Consider the following 20,643-nt stretch of genomic DNA (forward strand, 5'->3'; position numbering starts at 1 on the left):
TTAAAAAGCAGCTTTTACTCCTGCCGCAAAATTCATTCGGTTGCGCAACTGATAAATGGCATCAGGGTCGATTTTGTGGTCGTTAGCCCGCCAAAGAATAAAGTTTAACTGATTGGCATAAAGGTAAAATGTGGCCTGTCTGATCCATTTTAAGTGTGCAGGTTTCCATTGATAACTTAAATAAACGTCTTCCAGGCGGATATGATCGCCACGCTCTACCGTAGCTTCCGATTGCGTGTAGAAATAGTCACGCATTCCATCTGCGGGATAAATCATTGATGGAACAGTTGTGTTTGTTTCATCCCCTGGGTTCTGCCATCGGTTTTCAAAGTCGCTCAAACCACTACTGCTTTGGTAAAGACTCCCATAGTTAAGGGAAGGACGTCGAAAATAATAGCCCAGTTTATAACGTACATTTAATGTTAGGCTTAGATTTTTCCAGCCAAAAGTATTGCGCAGGTTACCAAATACAGGCGGGACGCCAGCGCCGTGAACTACCTGTTCAGCGATGGGGTTAACCGAAATCGCATCATAATTAGTGCTGATCTGCCCGTTTACAAAGCCACGGGGATTACCATTTGCCGGATCTAATCCTGCCCATTTAAAGCTGATTATTTCGTAAGGATTATAACCGACTACAGGAAACACAATCGCACCATCACTGGTTAACCCATTGGTATTAGGTGGATTTTGACTGCCTGTTACTTTATAATTCACATAGCTAAATAATAAACTACTTTGCCAATTGAAAGTACCCTTTATGTTTTGGCTGTTCACTATCAAATCTGTTCCCTTTGCCTTGATAGCTGCTGAATTTAGATTCGCACTGGTGAATCCCGAGGTTGAATTCAGGTTAACACTGTTCATCAAATCGAAGGCATATTTCGAAAATAAATCAATACTTCCGCTGAGCCAATGGTTACGAAGACCAAAGTCTAGCCCCAAGTTAAGCTGTTCGGTTTGCTCCCACCGTAGATTTGGATTTGGCGGCGCGTTAACGGTTACAAAGGGAATATTAATCGGCGATGAGGCAGCAGCACCATAAGTAATGCGTGTCAAGGCTGAGGTATTGGTATTTACATTTCCGCTAAAACCATAAGAGAACCTTATACTTAAGGTTGGCAGCCATTCATTTTGGTAAAACGGCTCCCCATCAATTTTCCAGACGCCACCCATTGACCATAGCGGTACCCAGCGTTGATTGGTGCGCACACCAAAGAGATTGGAGGCATCTCTGCGAATGCTGCCGGTTAGCGTATACTTTTTCTTGTAGGTATAGGCCGCATTGGCATAAAAAGACAAAAACCTATTTAAGATTTCTGATGGTAAGCCTGCCGATGGAATATAGAAATCGCTATTGAGATTACCATACTTGGGGAAAGCAGTACTATTGTCAACCGCAATGCTATTGAGCGTTTCAGGGTCATAACCATAAAGCATTAGGTTATCTGTCCTCAACTGGTTCTGCCTTCGCTCGCCGCCCAAAATGGCATCAACCTCATGGTTCCCCCAGCGGTGATCGATATTCAACTGTGCCCGCAGCGAATAACCTTCGCGATGCGAAATGGTATTTCTATAAATACCGCCTTTAGGTAAATTGTAGGTTGTGCTACCTGGATTTAAAATGGTAAAACTATTAATAAGGTCGCGGGTATAATACGTGGCCATGCCATTAAATTGGGGTGATTGTTGTTCGCCCCGCTGATACTGGTATTTTATATCGGCACTTAACCATTTAGTGATCTTGTACGTATTCCCCAGGTTGACAATTAAATCAAAAAGGTCCGTTTCGCGATTGCTGTTGGCCAATTCATCCAATGGCCGATATTTCCAGTCGAGTAAACGGCCGCCTCCAACGGTGTCGGTAAAGCTTTTATTGTAAAACCAGTCGGCAGGTAAAGCATTTCCGGCTTCATCCACTAACCTGCTGTAAGTAGAGAGCCCACCCTCGCTTCCCTGAAAGCCACCATATCCACCCACACTGTTGTTTTTTGTTTTAGCCGTGGTTAATAGCAGGCCGGCCATAAACTTCCACTTGCGTGATAATGAAATGGTATTGTCTGTCCGAAAGGTATAACGCTGGCTGCTGTTCCCTACCAGATTACTTAAACTGCGATCGGCCCCACCCGATAGCCGATAAGCAAGTGCGCCTGTATTGCCAGCGATACTTAAGGCATATTGCTGGCTAACTGCCGGCTGATATAAATATTCCAGCATATCATACCGAACATCCTGCTGGCGCAGCCTGGCTAATTCTGTCTGAGCGGCTGCCTCTGTCAGGTTACCTAGTCGCTGATCATTTAAAATGTTAGCTGCTTCTGGGATTAGCGGGTAAAAAGGATCGTTAAACCGGTTATCGTAATAACCCTGTGCAAACAACATACTTTCCAGATCAACGGTAGCTGATGGGCTTAACTGATTGGCGCTGAATAAATCTGGCTTGGCCTGAATATTTAAACTTCCATTAAAATCTATACGCAAAGCTTCTCCTACGTTGGCATTTTTGCTGGTTAAAACAATTACACCATTGCCCGCCTTCGCTCCCCAAATGGCACTTGCAGCAGCGTCCTTCAAAACCGTTACACTCTCAATATCGTTGGGGTTAATGTTATTGATATTCCCTTCATAAGGGAAATTGTCTAGCACAATCAGGGGCATTCGACTATTCAGATCCAACGTACCCAAGCCCCTGATCTGGTAGGTGGTGCCGTCGCCCGCACGCTTGTCTACCTGCAAACTGCTGGTGATATTTTCGAGCCTTCCCAGTATATCAGGTTTAACACTTTGCTCCAACTGCTCTTGCGGTACCTTGTAGAAAGAACCCGAGGCCCGGCGCCTGTCAATTTTTTGGTAGCCCGTGCTTACCTGTACTTCATCCAGTTGTTTAACGGATCTTTTTAGGATAATTTGAATTGCAGCTTTTTGTGGAACAGTAATTAAAGTATCGTAATTCACATAACCGGTATGACTGAAATTAATCTGGTACTTACCCGCAACAACATTAATCTTAAAAATCCCACCTATTAAACTGAAGGTTTTTTGAGGCACATTTGCGATACTAACGTTCACATTAGCAATTGGTAGTCCTTGTTCATTGGTAATCTTGCCTGTAAGCTCTTGCGCACGTAAACTTAAAACAATACCCAAAATAAAAATCGTAATAATCCATTTCATATCAATTACCCTCCCTCTCTTCTTTTATCCTACGTCTAATTTCCAGTAAGCTATTTCTTTCCTTTACTATAGCTACAATTGCAGCCTCAGTAAACAGGTAGCTTTGGGTTATGCCCTCCAAATATCGATCTCCGGATATCACTGCATAGGTAGGTAAAGAAACAGTTGGAAAAAGCTGCTCAAGTAGTGTATCCTCTACTACAATAGGCATATCTTTTAAATGGCTTGCATTTAACTCGTATACTCTTGCAATTTTTTCTGGCGTATCACCCACACTTTTTTTATTAACTAGAAAAACCTGTAACCCGCTTTCAAGGCTATCCTGCAATTTGCTCAACTTGGGAAACCCCTCAACACAATACCCACACCAGGTAGCCCAAAAATCGATAACAATTACTTTTCCTTTATACTTTCGCAAGGTTTCGGTGCTATATTTACCGTTTTTATATATCTTCATCGGCATATCCCACAATTCATTAGGTACCTGTTGCCCAACTTTCACTGGCTTTAGTACTTGAGGTTTAACTTGTGCAATAACCCAAAAATTCAGGCAAAGCATAGCCATTACGATAGCTATCGTTATTTTTTGAATCATAAATTTTGTATTAGTTTGTTTAGTTAATCGTTAATAATTGATACGGCTCAACAGTTACCCCGAGCCGTACCGAAAGCTTAAGTTTAATTCGACAGATCATAAGCTCATCACCCCCCTACGTCATCGCCTGCCTACGGTAGGCGGGCCAGGATGGCTTTTAGTCTCCGTGGCAATCTCTCCTTTAATCGGCAACAACCCAAGTTGCATTGTTAACCATATAAGGTATATAGACCATATAGCTTTCAGGTTCCATTTCCACCTGTCATCCTGAGCCTTTCGAAGGACGATCATTTCTACAAAAACCATATAGGCATATAGGCCATATAGAAAGTGCCACCTGTCATCCTGAGCCTGTCGAAGGACAATCCTCTGCTCAACCCATTCGTCATTACCTGCCTGCGATAGGCGGGCGAAGGGGATTCTTCTCTACTTTTTGGCAATCTCTCCTTTAATCGGCAACAACCCAGGTTGCATTGTTAACCATATAAGGGATATAGACCATATAGCTTTCAGGTTCCATTTCCACCTGTCATCCTGAGCCTTTCGAAGGACGATCATTTCTACAAAAACCATATAGGCATATAGGCCATATAGAAAGTGCCACCTGTCATCCTGAGCCTGTCGAAGGACAATCCTCTGCTCAACCCATTCGTCTTTACCTGCCTGCGGTAGGTGGGCGAAGGGGATTCTTCTCCACCTTTTGGCAATTTCTCCTTTTACATACAACAACACAGGTTGCATTTTTAACCATAAAGGAAGAATTAGGATTGGGCTTTAAGCGTAATAATAGCAAAACCCTGCCCGCCCCCAACACTAACTTCATTAACCCATTTGATATAAGATAAGGGCGGGACAGGATTTGCTATTTCGCTATACAGGATTCTTAGGCTTCAACGCATACAAATAATCGAAAGGACATTTAATGGGATGGGTAACATATTGGGAATGATTTGAAAATAAGCTGAACGCAAAAGCCAGTACCGCCCTGGGATGAGGAGAGGAAACGAATGGTAACTGTTTAGTGTTTTGGTTCATACTCGTATTGATTACAACACGAGCCTTGATGGGAGGTAATATATGTGGGATTACCTACCGTCACTACAAAAAAGTTTCTGACGCCTTACGTAACACGGGTTTACAGCAATCCCACATCTATTTCGAAGTACAAATATATACACCTACACATAGATATGGGCATCAATTTGCTGTCTTGCGTTACGGCGTCAGAATTTGTAATGGCAAGACTCTTATTAATACCTAATTATAATAAACGAATATAATAAATATATCATAATATACCAAATTTGGAATAATAAGTTTTTAGTCAAAATGTGACTTTGGTCGCATGGCAGAACAGTATATTGATGAAGCACTTCTCCAAGAAATACGGGTAAGATTATGGTCAATTTCCAAAACAAAGAAAATCACGCTTGAGGATGTAGAAGACAGGACTGGTTTTAGCTATAGTCAAGTTTATAGAATCATTCGAGGAACAAAAAACATGTCTGTAAGTGGTCTTGTAGCAGTATGCAAAGCTCTCGAAATTCAACCTAAAGACCTATTCGACTTCGAAGTTACTATCCCGAAATATCATCCCGTAAGGAAGCTAAATAAGGGATAATATTAGCAAAAAAGGCAGCCTAAATTAGCCTGCCAATTCTGAGTGATTTTCCAATATTCAATTATTTGTCTTCGTACCTTTCATGAAAGCGATTATTAAAATGGTAAATCATCATCTTCTCCTAGCACTAAAGATTCAGTAGAATATATACACCATTCTGTATTCCAATCAGTTTTCCGATAAAACCTTAATTTTTTCTCTTCGTCAAAAACATTTAGTGCGATTTTTAATCTGTATGTTTTGTTGTTCGTTGTCCGAAAGAACTCATATGGTTCAAAAATAGGTTCATCTTCTACCAAAATATAACCATAGGCGTCCATAAATGATTTTAGATCTTCAAAGCCTTCAATATAAAAATTATACCTGATACCCATCTCGGTTCTAATGTATTCAGTCAGTGGATGGTTTATCATTAGAATTCTGTTTATCTCCTCAGCTTGATCCTTATTTTCATCGCTAAGATAATTTACTAATCTGTTTAATGTTTGTGCAGTTTTCTCTAAACCTTTAATCAAATTAACCTCTTTAACTCTAGTTTGTTCCTGTAAGAAACGTTGAAAAAGACCGGCCAATTGATCCTTTAAGTATTTCGTAATATCCGACACGGTATCAAATCCCTTGATATTATTATTTGACCTCAGCGACTTTATTTCTTCAATAAATTGATATATTCTGGTATCATCTACATATCTGTATTTAGTTTCTGCGTCTTTATTAAGTAAGTATGTTTCATATTCTGAAAGGACATTTTTATCTATGAATATATATATTTGTTTGTTTTCAGCTAATGCAGCCCTGATTTCCATTTGTGAAACTGAGGAATCATGTTTTTTTGATTCGGAACCAAATCTTCCGCCTACAATAGAGATGAGTATATCAATGCTTTTAATTTCTTTATAACAATATTCCTCAAGTGCATCATCTTTTCCATATGGGATATCTCCTTCTTCATTCCGAACTGGCTCATATCCTAACTGATCAAGAAATAAATCAATATCAGCTCTAGTTTGTTTTAGATCATAGAAAGTTGAGCTTATAAAAACTCTCGGTTTTGCCATAAATATTTTTTTTTAATCCTCCGCAATTTCCAGTAAAAAACCAGCTATTGATGTTTAGGTAAAGCATAACATGCTCGAGCCAAAATTTAAATAGTTTGGTTTAAACACAATGTTAATGAATTAAATAAAATTAACAAATACTAAGATTGGATCAACGGAAGAATACTACGAATTTTAGATTGCATACAATTTTGTATTAAGTGAGAGCTAGGAAGGATAATAGCACTTCTTTTCAAAATGTTATATGTTGTACATTTTAAAAATATGATGAATACGAATATGCAACATCAAAGACCTAAAGCCTAAAAAACAAAAATGTATTTAACAAAATATAGTAATATGTTCAATCTATGTTACTGGAAACAATAGTTAAAACAGACTAGTTTATCATATAATAACAGTTCACACTATTGTTTTAGTCGGTTTTAAGTGTTAGATTTATAATATTCAATAAAAACGCTAGCTTTGCGCTCTCAATAAGATGACACAATTTGATTACATAAAAGACTTGGCAAAGTATGGTTTGGAAAACAACCAGGAGAAACTTGTGTCTGTTGTAAATGAATTTATTGAATACTCTAAAGGCGCTAAAAAACTTAATCAGGCATTGCAAATGCAATCGATTATTAAGGATACGGTAAAAGGGAAAGATCTTCAAAAACTGGTGAAAGTTGGCTCGCCAAGTTATTTCAGGCATCAAGATGAGCGTGAAACGGATGAACTGATCCTACAAAGATTAAATTCTGAATACACATTTGAGAATTTAGTTTGTGATGAATCTATTAAAACCCGTTTGCAATATTTCCTTCAGGAGCACCAATCTCTTGAGATGCTCTCCATGTACGATTTGCCTGTTGCTAATAAAGTACTGCTGCATGGCCCGAGCGGTTGCGGTAAAACTTTGGCTTCCTATGTTATTGCAGGCGAGCTCAAAAAGACGATGATAGTGGTTAACCTGGGGGCTATTGTTTCATCAAAGTTGGGTGAAACCAGTAAGAATTTAGCAAAAATTTTTAGAAAGGCAGCAACAGAAGATTGTATTATTTTTATTGATGAATTCGATTCATTGGGCAAAGTAAGAGATTATAGTCAAGATCATGGAGAAATGAAAAGGGTTGTGAATACCATTTTACAGCTTTTCGATTATTTGCCACAATCTAGCATTGTAATAGCGGCTACCAATCAGGTGGATATGATTGATGATGCATTAATGCGCCGCTTTGATTTAAACTTAAAATTTGAGCTGCCTGGCGTAATTCAGATTGCAGATCTAATTGCGCTAACATTAAAAAGTGGTAAATTTAAATTTGACAAAGCTAAAATTGCTGAAACGATTTCTAAAAATGCATTAGGCTTATCTTATTACAGTATACAGAAAACATTGATAACAGCCATTAAACAAAGTCTTTTTAAACAAAAAAAGGAACGAAAAACAATACCTTTGGTGAATGTAATTAATACATCGATTTGGAAAAACTTGTTATCGGAAGAAAAAACAGCCTTGAATAAATAATTCAAGGCTGTTTTTTATTAGTCAAATTCTGCGTTCAAGTCACCATTAAGCTCGAGGCCAGCGATTGGCTCAAGGTTATTCCAAAGTTCCATTTCATCATATAAACTAAAATTATTTAACTCTTGATTTGGCTTTTCAGTTATGGTGAGTGCAATTGAAAACTCATGATTCTTTTGAGCAAGAAATTCGACCATTTCTCTTTCTAATTCCTGTTTATGCGTACACCGAACAGCTAAGGTGATTTGCTGACTTACCTTATTAATTTCATTCTTGTTGATTAGAAGTTTAAGTTTTTGAACATTTGAGAAAGGTTTATTAGCAGGTGGATAAAAGTCTTCAGACCATGGTTGTAAATCCTTCTTAATCCCTAATGCAACTTTCCTTGCTGCCCTCCTTTGATCATCGTCCATGTGCTCTGTATAAAACTGATCAAAGTAGTCGTGTTTACTGTCAGATAGTATTTCTGCTATTTCAGCAGGCTGATCTATCACCTGATGGTTGACAAAATTAAAACTGATGTGTAGTGGGTTGTATGCTAATTGATTGCCCCATATTGGAAAAAATTTATAGCACAAGGTAGCTTCGACACTTATGATGGGCGAATCTTTACTATACTGAAGTAAGTACGGTGGGATGTTAATGTTAATGGCCTTGTAGGTTTTGGAAGATATAACATCTTCTATAATAATCGTTACCGATTTGTCATCAGAGTAAAGCATTTTTTCTACCTGAGGCATACCAAATCCAACAAGGGATTTGTAAAGACTATCGGCGGAGAAAAGTTTGTTGATGATTGGTTTTTGTGTTCTGGTATGTAAAGAATCGTAAGGCAAGCCAAACATTTTTTGGCTTTCTTCTTCTTTAATTTTAAGTTCCAGTTCATTAAGGAAAGATGAATTTCCGTATTGCTGGGCACTATTTAAAATCAGGGCTTTAACCGACTGCATTTTTAAAGAACCGTATTGCTTTAGTATTTTAGCTGCTAAATTTGCAGCAAGTGGCGCAGCTAAACTTGTGCCCGAATTTTGCTGATAAAAATCATTACCGTTGAGCCCAAAGCCAAAAACCTGTAAACCTGATGAAGGATTAAATCGGTCTCCCCCTGGCATCACAATATCTGGTTTATTTATATTCTTATTTTTTTGGCTATCCTGAAAGTGCGTTTCATTTATTTTGGCTAATGGATTTAAATAATGTTTCCGAGTATAATATGCTGGTAATTCTTTAAAAGGTGTAAGGTGTGCATTTGAATCTTTATTAAAGTTTTCTGCAATAGCACCAACCGTAATATTGTTATAGCTCTCTGCAGGTATACAAATATTAGTGGCTTCACAATTATGAAAGTCACTTTCGCTATTTGGATTGAAGAAGTGATTCGGATAATTATGCAACTTATGTTCATTACCCGGCTCGTTCATTGCGGCCATATCATCTTCTTGCAAATTGCCAGTCGCAATAAAAATGATGATGTCTAAATGGTAGGCTAATTTATCAAGTAGATAAGCATATTCAGAAACCACAGAATTATAATTTATTGCAGGACCACATACTGACAAATTAAAAATCCTGACGCCTTCTCTTGCAGCTCTTTTAATCATTTTTTCAATGTCGTAGATGTTAAAGAATCCATCATAATCATTGATGATTTTTATCGGTAAAATGAATGCATCAGCAACGAGCGCATTAATATCTGGGTTAAAAATATCGGCACCCAATGCCGCTATGGAAGCAACAACGGTACCATGCGTATGATTGGTGTTATTGGGGTTAGGTAATATAGGATTTGTGATATCGAGCGTAGAATCTAATATGATATTTTGCAATGGCGCTATTCGCCTAACGCCATTATCAATAATACCAATAATAATATCAACTTCAGGTGGCCCAATCGTGATATTCCAGGTTAAGTGCGGTATATTAAATTCGTCATTAGCGATTGTTGGAATGCGCAGGCTTTGAATTTTAAAGATCACATCAAAATTCTTTGATAACACTGAAACTTGATCTCTAGATATGTTTTTAATCTCTATTGTGCTATGCTCATCAGTACTAAAACCTTCTATTACACCTGATCTACTAAGAGACTTTAAATACTCGAGTAGGTTGACCAGAATCAAGTCATATTCCCGCTTAATATCTTCACTGCGATTTACTAAACTTAGCACAACGTTATCACCAATATATCCCTCTATGTTTAAAGTGCTCAAAAATTCGAAATCATGTATAATTGTTGAAATACTATATTTAGTATTTTTAGGAGACACGTCATCGCGGCTGTTGATGAACTCGTTTAGTAACTTAATAAAATCTTTAAATTTCTCCCCGTCACTAATTGCAAATACGACAGATTGGTTGAAGTTTCTGTATATAACTGGTATTAACCCAAAACGCTTAAAATTACTTTTTGTCTTGTAAGGTTCGTTATCATTAAAAATGACGAAGAAATGCACCTCGATGTATTCGAGGTGTTCAGGTATATCTAGTAATGTTCTTTCGCTAACTCTAGTCTTTATACCTTCTTCAATCAATTTTAAGCTATTGTTTAGTTTGATTTTTTGCCTTCGATAAGCTTCTGGTGGTGAGTCAGGCACTGTAGTGGGATCAATTTTACGTGAAGCATTAAAGTATTTTTTCTGGCCTCGGGGATTATTTAAAAATAAATGTGGTCTATTTGCCATATTATTGAGAAGTTAATTTTATGGAAGTTAATACTTTGTTTTCAAAGCGCAAAAAACTAGTAAAATGATTAATATATTTGTTAAAATAGATAACGCTCATGATTACTAACCTTTCTGCAAACCGCGAAATAAAGGACTACGAAAAAGAAGATGCATTTGATTTCAAAATCAAAGCAGATGCCATTAGATATTTTTTAGAGGATAATCCAAATTCGTTGAAAGAAAATAAAATGCTGGCATTATATGGCAAATGGGGAAGTGGCAAAACCTCCCTAATGCGGCATATTGAACAAGAGATTAATAAAAACATTTATTTCCCACTATTTTTTGAGGCTTGGGCACATGAAAAAGATGAAAATTTAGCATTATCATTATGCGATGCCCTTACTGCTGAAATAGCTGACAATGGTGCTCTCGAACAAATTAAGGAATTCAGAGTTGCTGCAATTAACATGTTAAAAGGCTTTACCAGTGCAATCAGTGTTAAAGTTGGTGGACCCTTACTTGGATCAGAAATTAATTTTGATGGCGGAAAACTGGTTGACACCATAGACCAAATTAAAGCTGAGAAAAAAGACCATTCTTTTTTCAGTGAAAACAAAGAATTCAAACAAAGTTTTTTGGCAATTGAAGAGCTTTTGTTAAACAAAAAAAATGCTACACGTATCATCGTTTTTGTTGATGATCTTGATAGATGTGAACCTGAAAACGTGTTGAACCTTATTACTGCCCTAAAACTTTTTTTTACCTATGGCGAGCACACTATTTTTTTTTCCGGATTAGACAAGGAAGCGGTTACTAAAGCTGTTAAAACAAAATATCATGATGTGATTAAAAGTGAAGAATATCTAGAAAAGGTTTTTGACATCACATTTGGTATGCCTAAAGTCTTTTCGTTAACGAAATACTTGGAAAACTTTTTTTATCCAAATCAAAGAGGGCTGGGGCCTATAGAAAAACAAAACATTGAGATAATAGAGGATTTCTTTCATTCTATTCAATTTACAAATCCCCGTCACATAAAAAAAATACTTAACAAATATGAGATTCTTTGTTCGTTCAAAGTAAGTTTATCTATTCCTAAATCAATTCGGGCATATATACCGAGTTTAATTTTTAAGGATGAAAGAGGTAATTTATTCGAATCTGTGTTATGTTTATATTTTATTATTCTATATGAAAATCACTTTGATAAATTTGAAGAAATAGAAAATTATGAGGGCAAAATGAAAGGTTACATAGAACCACTTTATAATTTTGCTAGGAGAACTAATGGAAATTATGATCTTACAACAGCCTCAGGTTCGATAAAACAATTTACCCTTGTTGCATTATCAGAAACTTCTTTTTCGGTTCTGCTGGCTAAGAATAGTAGTCCAGGCTCGGTTAAAAGATCATTTTTCATGTTTCTGCTGATATTTGCAGACCCAAATGTAAAAACTTGGTCCGCTATATCTGATGATAAATTGATAAATTTCGTTGATCATTTTCCAAAGGATAGCATCCACAATTTATTCTGTGCATTTCTCATCAAATACAAAGGGGAAATTGAGAATAGTTCTTATAGTGATTATATTTTCGGAAACTATTTCAAAATGGCCAGGTACTTATTATAACTTTAATCCGTACAAATAAATGCATGATGAAATTTACGATACTTATCTCAAGCTAGATAAGTTTTTCAAGCTTAATATTAAGACACAACTCAGAAATTCAGGTTATGTTTTTTATAAGTTCAGGCACATCCACGACCTTGTTTCAGATGAAAAATATTATATTATCTTATTTAATGATCAACCCATTACATTTCTAGATCGTGATGATTTAATTAAAAAGCTATCCCAATATCTAGATGGTGAACTAAAAGCTTTGGAAGTAGAATTTAAACAGCGAGAGCAAGAAAGACATAGTAGCCAAAATTGGGATGATTACAATCATTTTTATTTTAGTGAGGATAATTCACACAAACAAAATAAACTTACGCAAATTTTAGAGAAACTAAAAGGAAGTTAATTCTTCGTATTAGTAATAAGACATTTTTAATACCATAATAAGCCGTAGCTGTTTGCGCCTACACCTGCGAAAGATGACTTCTACGTGAATTGTGTGTGCAAATGAAATTAAGGCGCAGCTCACTTTGAGTAGCTTGTTTCTTCTGAATACAATCTACTAAAGGTTGTCATAACGTTTTGCGATCTGATGGGATGCTGTCAAAGCGAAATTCGTTAACTACACCATCAAGTTGCTAAAAGAGTTTTGTGCTCATCATCATATTTCCCGGCTGCAAAATTAGCAGCAGCCACCACCTGGAGTACAAGTCAAACCTGATGCCAGATTTACCAGGTTAATTTTTTGTTTCTCAGCCGGAACTCCACATTTATCCATAGCTAAACAAGCCGTTTTCTTGGCCAGCAAAAGAAAGTTCTGCCCATCAAAGCCCAGGTCGTACTTACCAATAGTTTCTGCCTGATACTCTACTTCAATTTCCAGATCTTCCATACCTAAAACCTTTTCTGAGAGGGAAATGATCTGGAGTAACTTCCCTGCTTTTAAGCGGTGTTCCTCATCGGCAGCATCCCATAACTGGAAGTTAGCTACTTTTTCATGGCGTACAGTTCCACCGCAGTCGATAAAATCTTTGGTAATAATCCCCACCTCAGTTACATGGAAATGTTCGGGCACCGTATTGCCGTTTTCCAGTTTAAAATTCACTGCTTCAGCTGTTGCAAGTATTGTTTTTATTTCTGATAGTTTCATATTTTAGTATTATTGCAATGTAACGATGGAATTTGGTAAAAAAAGTTAACAGCAGGTAGTTTCGCCCTTATATGAAGCCAAAAATCCACCAAGTTGTGTTTCTAACAGTTTCCACGTTTTCGGATTAATACAGTAGCATACACTTACACCTTCTATTGTGCCCTGAATAATGCCGGCTAATTTTAATTCTTTCAGATGCTGAGAAATAGTTGCTTGAGCCAGGCCAAGCTCGCCTACTAAATCCCCGCAGATACAAGTATTTGAAATGATGATTCTTTGCAGGATAGCGATCCGGGCAGGATGCGCAATTGCTTTCAGCAAGGTAGAAAGCTGGTTCTGGTTGGCAGTAAATATCTCTGATTTTGTAAGTCCCATAATGATATATCGCAATATTACGATATACCTATCAGAAGTAAAAATATTCTGGTTTTTATTTTTTTAAACAGACATACTTAACCATGAATATTAAATTAAACCTTAACCTGTTGGCCGGGTAATGTCCCAAAAAACTCAATTTATCAACTAGCCCGTTACATTTTCTTTAAAGTCTATCCAATGATGATAACCTATAAACTGGGAAAGGCTATTGAGGATAAATGGCGAAAACTGGGAAGCTATTGGCAAAAGGCCAAAAAATCGTTTGATATTGGTGAGAGAAATGTAATTCTGATCCTGCTTAAATATCTGAATGGAAATAATTTTACAGTTATTATCACTGATATCCTCCATCCCACAATGCAGTAAGATGCCTTTTCTTAGTAGCAGGTAATAGTCATTGTCGCCCATATTGCTTATGTTAACAGCTGGTTAGAAATTACCTATACAAATTATTGAAAATTTAAAAACTCTTCCCTGCTACTACTGTAAATAATTTGCTACGTTGAAAAAATACGTCGTTTACACCTTCTTAGTATTGAAATAAAAAATTAATATTTTACTTACATTTACAACCATATTTAAAGAATGGTATTATGACCAAAAATAAGATTTTGGTGATTGATGACGATGTTGAATTGCTTGAAGCACTTGAAGATTTTCTTTGCACAGAAGGTTTTGAAGTGAGATCATCGCCTAACCATCAATCAATTGATAAACTTAATGAGGATTTTCACCCTGATCTAATTATTCTGGATATCGCCCTTGGAGATGGCGACGGCAGAACCATTTGCGATGAGCTTAAAAATAGCGATGCCACTGCCCACATCCCCATCCTGTTATTAACAGGTTTGAGTTACCAGGATATTTCCGAAATCGAATGTCTTGCAGATGGTATTATTGGAAAGCCATTTGAAAGCAGCCACCTTTTGCTCAACATCAAGGAACTCATTTTAAATTAAAAAGAGCTAAGTCCAATTTTGACACAAAAAACTAGGCTGGAAGCTCAACTATAAATGTAGCCCCTGCTCCTTCCCTACTTTCGAGTTTTATCTCCCCTTTATGAAGCTCGACAATTTCCTTGCAGAGATAGAGGCCGATTCCAAAACCTGCAATTGATCCCATGTTTGGACTTTTTATCCGGTAATAGCGTTCAAAAATCTGTTGCTGGTCTTGCTCATCAATTCCCATTCCATGGTCCTTCACCACAATCGCAACTTTTCCATTCTCAGGTTTAGAGTAGGAAATATTGATGTCGCTACCAATTGGTGAATATTTCACGGCATTGCCAATCAGGTTATGAATAACCTGTGAGATCTTGTCTCTGTCGGCATAAAGGTCAACGCTTTCGTTCTTTTCAAAAACAATTCTATGGGTATGTACAGTGGAATGAACTTCGTCTTCGAGTTCATAAAACAATGCTTTAAGATCAAAAGAAGATTGTGCCAACAGCATTTTACCAGAATCCAGTCGGGATATATTTAGAAAGCCATTGATCATGGAAGTCATGTTGCGTACCTGGCGGAGTGATTTTTCTAGTATTCCTTCCAACTTCTGATCTCCGGAAAGCATGGCGTTACGCTGCATGAGCTGCTGATAAGCATTAAGAGAAGTAAGCGGCGTTTTCAGTTCATGACTGACCATAGCCATGAAGTCATCTTTCCTTTGCTCATCCTTTTTTTGTTCGGTAATATCACGCAAGGTTCCGTTTAAACTCACCACATTTCCATTATTATCGTAAAACACCTTACCCCGGGCCTGTACAAGTCTTCCGTTTGGATCCTCAGGATTAAAGATGCGGTATTCAATAAAATAATTCCCGTTTGAGGTAGCGCTCAACGATTCCATGATGGCCTCTTCGACCCTGGCCCTATCTTCATCCAAAATACTGGAAAATGCAATACCCAAATCGATATTTTGAGCTTCAGGAAGTCCAAACCATGACTTTAATAATGCATTGCCAGAGAAAAGATTTGTTTTCGGCTCATAAAAAAATGTGGCAAGATCTCCTGCCTCTACGGCCAGCAAAAGCATTTGTTGATCTTTCTCACTTGCCCGTCGATCAAGTACCAATTGGGTAATTTCCTCCAGAATCACCAATACGCCACTCACTAATCCATCGGAGGAGAATACGGGTTGATAAATTGAATTAACGATAGCTTCACGCAAGCCGCCGTGGTCTCTCAATCTGACAGTAAATTCATTGTTTATTCGTCGCTGCCCTGTCGTAAATACCTCGTTGAGCCACCTGTTAACCGGCTGGCCGATAAGTTCCGGTCGGGCCTTTTCATGCGGAAGCCCCTCAACTTCTGAAAGTGAACGTCCCCAAATTTTTAAAATGGCTGGGTTGGCAATCTCTATGATATGTTCCGGTCCCTGCAGCATTGCGATCCCTACTGGTGCCTGTTCTATGATTGTTCTAATATGTTCGCGACTTTCTCCGAGCAGCTTCAGCGAGGTGTTCAGGTCTTCGTTGGTAGAACTCAGCTCTTCCATAGTAGCCGCCATCTCCTCCATCAGTGATTGTTCTTTTTCTTCTTTTCTCTGAATCCGCTCCAGATATTCCCGTCTCGAACTCACCTTCCGGGCGGTATTTAGGATACACCAGGTTCTGCCCTCCTTGTTTAAAAGTGCTTTATACTCATAATCATAATAATCAGTCGTAGAAACTCCGTTTTTGATCACATGAACTGGCGCATCGCTTACGGAATAAGTTTGACCAGAACGCCACACCTGTTGAAGCAGACCGAGGAAAGGTTGACCTTCTAGCTCAGGAAGCGCTTCCATCAGCGGTTTTCCGATTACTGAAGGACTCTTCCCCCAAACCTCCAGCATTCCTTCATTTGCAAAACGGATGATCATATCCTCATCGGTATATATGGCTGTTGCCTCTGGCGAGCATCCAAGGGCCTGGATGATTAGCTCTCCACTAAAATCCTCCCGGGATGATTGTTCTTCGATATTCATGGAATACCAAAGATAGAAAAATTGCCCTATGTAAAGGATATGCAGAGCTAAGAGCTTTGTAGTTTTTTTTTTGCACAGCCCTGTTCACAATCTATCCTATAATGAATATAAAAATGATGTACCTACCCGTCTGAATCATTCATCTACCGAAATGATTGACAATAAGGTTATTCATTTTTTGGTGAACCAAAAAACGATCAGTATACGATCTAAAAAAACTCAAATTTTACCAAACCAAATTAAAGCTATTCCGTTAATAATAGGCTATAAAACCTTTAATCCGACAAAAAATAGAAACTTAGATGAATCCTTCGCCGACCCGGTTTACCGATACAAAGTTATTAGAGATCCTATCGAAAGTGCCTAATGCTACGGCCATTTATTCAACTGAAGATATTTATATTCATTTTGCTAACGATGCAATGATATCCCTATGGGGAAAAGATCGCTCTGTTATTGGAAAAACAATTGCAGAAGCATTGCCTGAAATTGTTGGGCAACCATTTATTAGTATCCTGAAAGAAGTTTGGAAAAGCGGCCAGACCTACGAAAGCAAAAATACCCCTGCAGAACTTGTAGTAAATGGACAGCTACAGCTATTTTACTTCGATTTCAGCTATCAGGCAGTTAAAAATCAAGTTGGTGAAACAGAATACATCTTACACACCACCACCGATGTGACGGAGATAAATAGGGTTAGAAATATTGCTGCTGAGAGCGAAGCGAAAGAGAAAGCCCTGGCACACGAACAAGAATTGAACATTGAGCTGGCTTCCACAAATGAGGCGCTCGCCGCTTCGATGGAGGAATTAAATACTACTAATGAAGAACTTCAGCAGAGCAAAGAAAACTTTAGGTTATTGAGTGAGGCCCTGGAGCGCAAAGTAACCGAGAGGATTACTACAATTGCCTATCTAAACCAGGAACTTGAGGCTTCAAACGAAGAAATCCGGGCATCAAATGAGGAGTTAGCGGCAACAAATGAAGAGCTTATTCAAAGCAATCAATTATTGTTTGATAGTTCAGCAAAACTGGAACAAACCCTCGCCAATTTAGCCGAAAGTGAATTTCGTACCAGAAGCATTATCGAAAATGCACCTTTCCCTATCGGTGTTTATATCGGTAAAGAAATGACGATCACTTTTGCCAATGCATCCATTATTGGGGTTTGGGGAAAAGGCAGCAATGTAATTGGAAAACGTTATGCCGATATTTTACCTGAACTGGATAACCAGGCGGTTTTTGAGCAGTTGGACCAGGTATTTACAACAGGAAATTCTTTCGAAGCCAGAAACCAACGTTTGGTGTTAATTGTAAATGGGGTACCTCAGGTTTTTTATTTCAATTATATTTTTACAGCACTACGTAATGAGGCGGGCGAAATTTATGGCGTAATGAATACGGCCGCTGATGTTACCGATGTGGTTTTGGCTAAGCAAGCACTGGAAGCTGCGGCTCAGGAAAAACAAGAACTCAATGAAGAACTGGCGGCTATAAACGAAGAGATGGTGGCCATTAATGAGGAGCTCACAGCATCAAATGAAGAACAGGCTCGATTTAATGATCAACTCTCATCCATTTATGAAAAACTTAAAGTTAGTCAAGATGAGTTGGAACTCGCTATTGATGCGGCTGTTTTAGGCACATTCGATTTAAATCCTTTAACAGGTCGTTTTACGGGTAATGCACTCACGAAAACCTGGTTTGGCTTACAGCCGGAAGACGAAATCGAATTGAATAAGGCTACCGATGTGATTCACATAACAGACAGACAAAGGGTTATCGATACCATTCAAACTGCATTGAAATTTGATTCGGGCGGCTATTACGACACTACTTACACCATTCAAACTACCGAGCAAGCACGGGGGCGAATTGTGAGGGCAAAAGGTAAGGTACTTTTTAACGAACATCAAGAAGCCATCAGGCTGAGCGGTGTTTTACTTGATGTTACGGAGCAAGTAAATTCTACAGAGAAAATGGCCGCCCTGCTCGATAATCTTGCCAGAAGTGAACAGAAATTCCGCTCCCTCATCCAGCAAGCTCCGGTAGCTATTAACCTGTTTAAAACTGATGAATTTATCATAGATAGTGCCAATGAAAAGATGCTCGAAATTTGGGGATTAACGGAATCTGTTAATGGCAAAAGGTTATTGGAGATATTGCCGGAACAAGCTAATCAGCCACTATTGAGCATTTTAAATGATGTTTTGGCGACGAACCAACCATATTTCGGCGTGGAGAATAAAATGTATATTCTTAAAAACGGAATACCTGAAGAAAGGTATTTCAATAGTATCTATCAACCCATTAAAGGAGATGAAGATAACATTGACGGAATTTTACAAATAGTGACTGAAGTAACCGAGCAGGTTAATGCTAAAAAGGAAGTGATTGAGATTAACAACCGACTAAATATTGCCATCGAGGCTGGTGCATTGGGTTCTACGGAAATAGATTTAGCAACAGGTGATATGGTTTGTAACGATCGGTTTAAGATTTGTTATGGCTGGCCTTTAGACCAGAAATTTACTTATTCTGATTTACTGCAAGCCATGCTTCCACCTTATCGTGAGCGCATTCCTCAGCTCATTAATGAGGCAGTTAAACATCAACAGGTTTATCAGGCGGAGTATGAAGTGGGTTGGCCAGATGGATCTGTACATTGGGTTAGTTCACACGGAAAGGGAAGATATGATAACGACGGTAAAGCCACCAAATTGGTTGGTATTGTATCAGATATCACAGAAGTGAAGGCCGATGAGCAACGAAAAAATGATTTCATTGGCATGGTTAGTCACGAATTGAAAACGCCACTTACTTCACTTACGGCCTACATTCAGTTATTGCAAAGTAAGGCTGATCAAAGTGGAGATGCCTTTGCACTTAATGTATTGGAGAAAGCGAACAATCAATCGAAAAAAATGGTCAATATGATCAATAGCTTTTTAAATGTTTCCAGACTGGAATCAGGAAAAATTCATATTGAAGCAGAATATTTTGATCTTTCCATTTTACTAAAAGAGATCGAAGAAGAATTTAATGTAGTGATTAACAGCCATCAGTTTACTTTTAAAACCGAACAGATATGGGTTACCGCGGATCGCGAAAAAATCGGGCAAGTCGTCAATAATTTCATCTCCAACGCGTTAAAATACTCGCCAACGGCAAGCAATATTACAGTATCGTGTGAGGTTGACAATGGATCAGCTGTGGTTGCCGTGAGCGATGAAGGAATTGGAATTTTGCCTGAAGATCAGGGTAATCTTTTTGAAAGATATTATCGGGTTACCAATCAGCCACAAACGGTATCTGGTTTTGGAATCGGACTTTACCTTTGTGCCGAAATTATCAAACGGCATCATGGTAAAATTTGGCTGGAGAGTGAAGTAGGTAAGGGATCTATATTCTATTTTAGTTTACCACTATAATACGATTCTGTTAAAAGTTTAAAATTAGGAAGTGGTCGATTTTCTCAACTATCATGGTTAGGGAAGCTATTTTATGGCTTGATAAGCTTCATGAAAAATATTGAACCATTCCCTAAATTATTTTATTTCGTATTGTAAATGGCATGAAACCTATTGAAGCATCCGTCACATTTATATCGTTTTACAGGAATAAAATTTAAAATATTTTTAAACAGATAGGTTCTAGGGATGCGGTAGGTTTCATGATTCCTACACCTTGGACAGGCTGGCACGTCGCAACCTTAATTGCAGGCAAATTTTCAATCATAATAAGGATAGTCTCTTGGGATATAAGAGAACTAACAAATATCGACTATTATTATGTAGATTGTATGAATTTCATCTACCCAAATGGTGAATTTGTCGATTATTTTGACGCCCTTAACTATTTCAATTACCTGTACAACACAGAGTTGTATTAATGGATTAATAATG

The 20,643-nt window shown here is 37.9% G+C and carries 15 protein-coding genes; 7 read left to right on the plus strand and 8 right to left on the minus strand.

Translation table 11 applies throughout. The features are described from left to right. The 3 genes from ACZZZC_RS19905 to ACZZZC_RS19915 all read right to left on the minus strand — a co-directional run bounded on the left by ACZZZC_RS19905 (position 1) and on the right by ACZZZC_RS19915 (position 4,510). Positions 1-3,174, minus strand: a complete 3,174-nt coding sequence (locus ACZZZC_RS19905; protein ID WP_463488012.1) for a SusC/RagA family TonB-linked outer membrane protein — start codon at positions 3,172-3,174, stop codon at positions 1-3. 1 nt (position 3,175) lies between these two features. Continuing rightward, a complete protein-coding gene (locus ACZZZC_RS19910; protein WP_463488013.1) occupies positions 3,176-3,769 on the minus strand; it encodes a TlpA family protein disulfide reductase in 594 nt (197 codons plus the stop codon). A 426-nt stretch (positions 3,770-4,195) separates the two neighbouring features. Further along, positions 4,196-4,510: a hypothetical protein gene (locus ACZZZC_RS19915; RefSeq protein ID WP_463488014.1), complete on the minus strand. Its 315-nt coding sequence runs from the start codon at positions 4,508-4,510 to the stop codon at positions 4,196-4,198. A 604-nt stretch (positions 4,511-5,114) separates the two neighbouring features. Here ACZZZC_RS19915 and ACZZZC_RS19920 point away from each other — a divergent pair. Next, positions 5,115-5,390: a helix-turn-helix domain-containing protein gene (locus ACZZZC_RS19920; RefSeq protein WP_463488015.1), complete on the plus strand. Its 276-nt coding sequence runs from the start codon at positions 5,115-5,117 to the stop codon at positions 5,388-5,390. Positions 5,391-5,485: 95 nt separating this feature from the next. Here ACZZZC_RS19920 and ACZZZC_RS19925 read toward each other — a convergent pair whose 3' ends face one another. After that, positions 5,486-6,448 (minus strand): DUF4062 domain-containing protein, encoded by a 963-nt coding sequence (locus ACZZZC_RS19925; protein ID WP_463488016.1) that lies wholly within the window; start codon positions 6,446-6,448, stop codon positions 5,486-5,488. 481 nt (positions 6,449-6,929) lie between these two features. On the opposite strand from ACZZZC_RS19925, the gene ACZZZC_RS19930 reads away from it, so the two are divergent. Beyond that, the gene (locus ACZZZC_RS19930) at positions 6,930-7,961 is read left to right on the plus strand and encodes an AAA family ATPase (protein WP_463488017.1); all 1,032 of its coding nucleotides are present in this window, start codon (positions 6,930-6,932) and stop codon (positions 7,959-7,961) included. A gap of 17 nt (positions 7,962-7,978) precedes the next feature. Here the strand turns inward: ACZZZC_RS19930 and ACZZZC_RS19935 are convergent, their stop codons facing one another. After that, positions 7,979-10,639 (minus strand): S8 family serine peptidase, encoded by a 2,661-nt coding sequence (locus tag ACZZZC_RS19935; RefSeq protein ID WP_463488018.1) that lies wholly within the window; start codon positions 10,637-10,639, stop codon positions 7,979-7,981. A gap of 98 nt (positions 10,640-10,737) precedes the next feature. Between ACZZZC_RS19935 and ACZZZC_RS19940 the strand changes: the two genes are divergently transcribed. After that, on the plus strand, positions 10,738-12,255 hold the full coding sequence (locus ACZZZC_RS19940; protein WP_463488019.1) for a KAP family P-loop NTPase fold protein: 1,518 nt from the start codon (positions 10,738-10,740) through the stop codon (positions 12,253-12,255). Between the two features lie 19 nt (positions 12,256-12,274). Then, a complete protein-coding gene (locus tag ACZZZC_RS19945) occupies positions 12,275-12,652 on the plus strand; it encodes a hypothetical protein (RefSeq protein ID WP_463488020.1) in 378 nt (125 codons plus the stop codon). Positions 12,653-12,928: 276 nt separating this feature from the next. Here the strand turns inward: ACZZZC_RS19945 and ACZZZC_RS19950 are convergent, their stop codons facing one another. Both ACZZZC_RS19950 and ACZZZC_RS19955 read right to left on the minus strand, forming a co-directional pair. Continuing rightward, positions 12,929-13,396 (minus strand): DUF6428 family protein, encoded by a 468-nt coding sequence (locus ACZZZC_RS19950; RefSeq protein WP_463488021.1) that lies wholly within the window; start codon positions 13,394-13,396, stop codon positions 12,929-12,931. A 45-nt stretch (positions 13,397-13,441) separates the two neighbouring features. After that, positions 13,442-13,771, minus strand: coding sequence for an ArsR/SmtB family transcription factor (locus tag ACZZZC_RS19955; protein WP_463488022.1), 330 nt, complete (start codon positions 13,769-13,771; stop codon positions 13,442-13,444). Between the two features lie 180 nt (positions 13,772-13,951). On the opposite strand from ACZZZC_RS19955, the gene ACZZZC_RS19960 reads away from it, so the two are divergent. Both ACZZZC_RS19960 and ACZZZC_RS19965 read left to right on the plus strand, forming a co-directional pair. Further along, positions 13,952-14,140, plus strand: coding sequence for a hypothetical protein (locus ACZZZC_RS19960; RefSeq protein WP_463488023.1), 189 nt, complete (start codon positions 13,952-13,954; stop codon positions 14,138-14,140). A gap of 227 nt (positions 14,141-14,367) precedes the next feature. Next, complete coding sequence (locus ACZZZC_RS19965; protein ID WP_463488024.1) at positions 14,368-14,733, plus strand: response regulator transcription factor; 366 nt, start codon at positions 14,368-14,370, stop codon at positions 14,731-14,733. Positions 14,734-14,764: 31 nt separating this feature from the next. Here the strand turns inward: ACZZZC_RS19965 and ACZZZC_RS19970 are convergent, their stop codons facing one another. Further along, the gene (locus tag ACZZZC_RS19970) at positions 14,765-16,738 is read right to left on the minus strand and encodes a PAS domain-containing sensor histidine kinase (protein WP_463488025.1); all 1,974 of its coding nucleotides are present in this window, start codon (positions 16,736-16,738) and stop codon (positions 14,765-14,767) included. A 302-nt stretch (positions 16,739-17,040) separates the two neighbouring features. On the opposite strand from ACZZZC_RS19970, the gene ACZZZC_RS19975 reads away from it, so the two are divergent. Beyond that, positions 17,041-20,169, plus strand: a complete 3,129-nt coding sequence (locus tag ACZZZC_RS19975) for a PAS domain-containing protein (protein WP_463488026.1) — start codon at positions 17,041-17,043, stop codon at positions 20,167-20,169. Positions 20,170-20,643 lie beyond the last annotated feature (474 nt).

The organism is Pedobacter sp. AC212 (genome assembly GCF_979258625.1).

Coding starts and splice junctions, on each gene's coding strand:
- ACZZZC_RS19905 (WP_463488012.1), bottom strand. CDS start 3,174: ATGAAATGGATTATTACGATTTTTATTTTGGGTATTGTTTTAAGTTTA.
- ACZZZC_RS19910 (WP_463488013.1), bottom strand. CDS start 3,769: ATGATTCAAAAAATAACGATAGCTATCGTAATGGCTATGCTTTGCCTG.
- ACZZZC_RS19915 (WP_463488014.1), bottom strand. CDS start 4,510: ATGCAACCTGTGTTGTTGTATGTAAAAGGAGAAATTGCCAAAAGGTGG.
- ACZZZC_RS19920 (WP_463488015.1), top strand. CDS start 5,115: ATGGCAGAACAGTATATTGATGAAGCACTTCTCCAAGAAATACGGGTA.
- ACZZZC_RS19925 (WP_463488016.1), bottom strand. CDS start 6,448: ATGGCAAAACCGAGAGTTTTTATAAGCTCAACTTTCTATGATCTAAAA.
- ACZZZC_RS19930 (WP_463488017.1), top strand. CDS start 6,930: ATGACACAATTTGATTACATAAAAGACTTGGCAAAGTATGGTTTGGAA.
- ACZZZC_RS19935 (WP_463488018.1), bottom strand. CDS start 10,639: ATGGCAAATAGACCACATTTATTTTTAAATAATCCCCGAGGCCAGAAA.
- ACZZZC_RS19940 (WP_463488019.1), top strand. CDS start 10,738: ATGATTACTAACCTTTCTGCAAACCGCGAAATAAAGGACTACGAAAAA.
- ACZZZC_RS19945 (WP_463488020.1), top strand. CDS start 12,275: ATGCATGATGAAATTTACGATACTTATCTCAAGCTAGATAAGTTTTTC.
- ACZZZC_RS19950 (WP_463488021.1), bottom strand. CDS start 13,396: ATGAAACTATCAGAAATAAAAACAATACTTGCAACAGCTGAAGCAGTG.
- ACZZZC_RS19955 (WP_463488022.1), bottom strand. CDS start 13,771: ATGGGACTTACAAAATCAGAGATATTTACTGCCAACCAGAACCAGCTT.
- ACZZZC_RS19960 (WP_463488023.1), top strand. CDS start 13,952: ATGATGATAACCTATAAACTGGGAAAGGCTATTGAGGATAAATGGCGA.
- ACZZZC_RS19965 (WP_463488024.1), top strand. CDS start 14,368: ATGACCAAAAATAAGATTTTGGTGATTGATGACGATGTTGAATTGCTT.
- ACZZZC_RS19970 (WP_463488025.1), bottom strand. CDS start 16,738: ATGAATATCGAAGAACAATCATCCCGGGAGGATTTTAGTGGAGAGCTA.
- ACZZZC_RS19975 (WP_463488026.1), top strand. CDS start 17,041: ATGAATCCTTCGCCGACCCGGTTTACCGATACAAAGTTATTAGAGATC.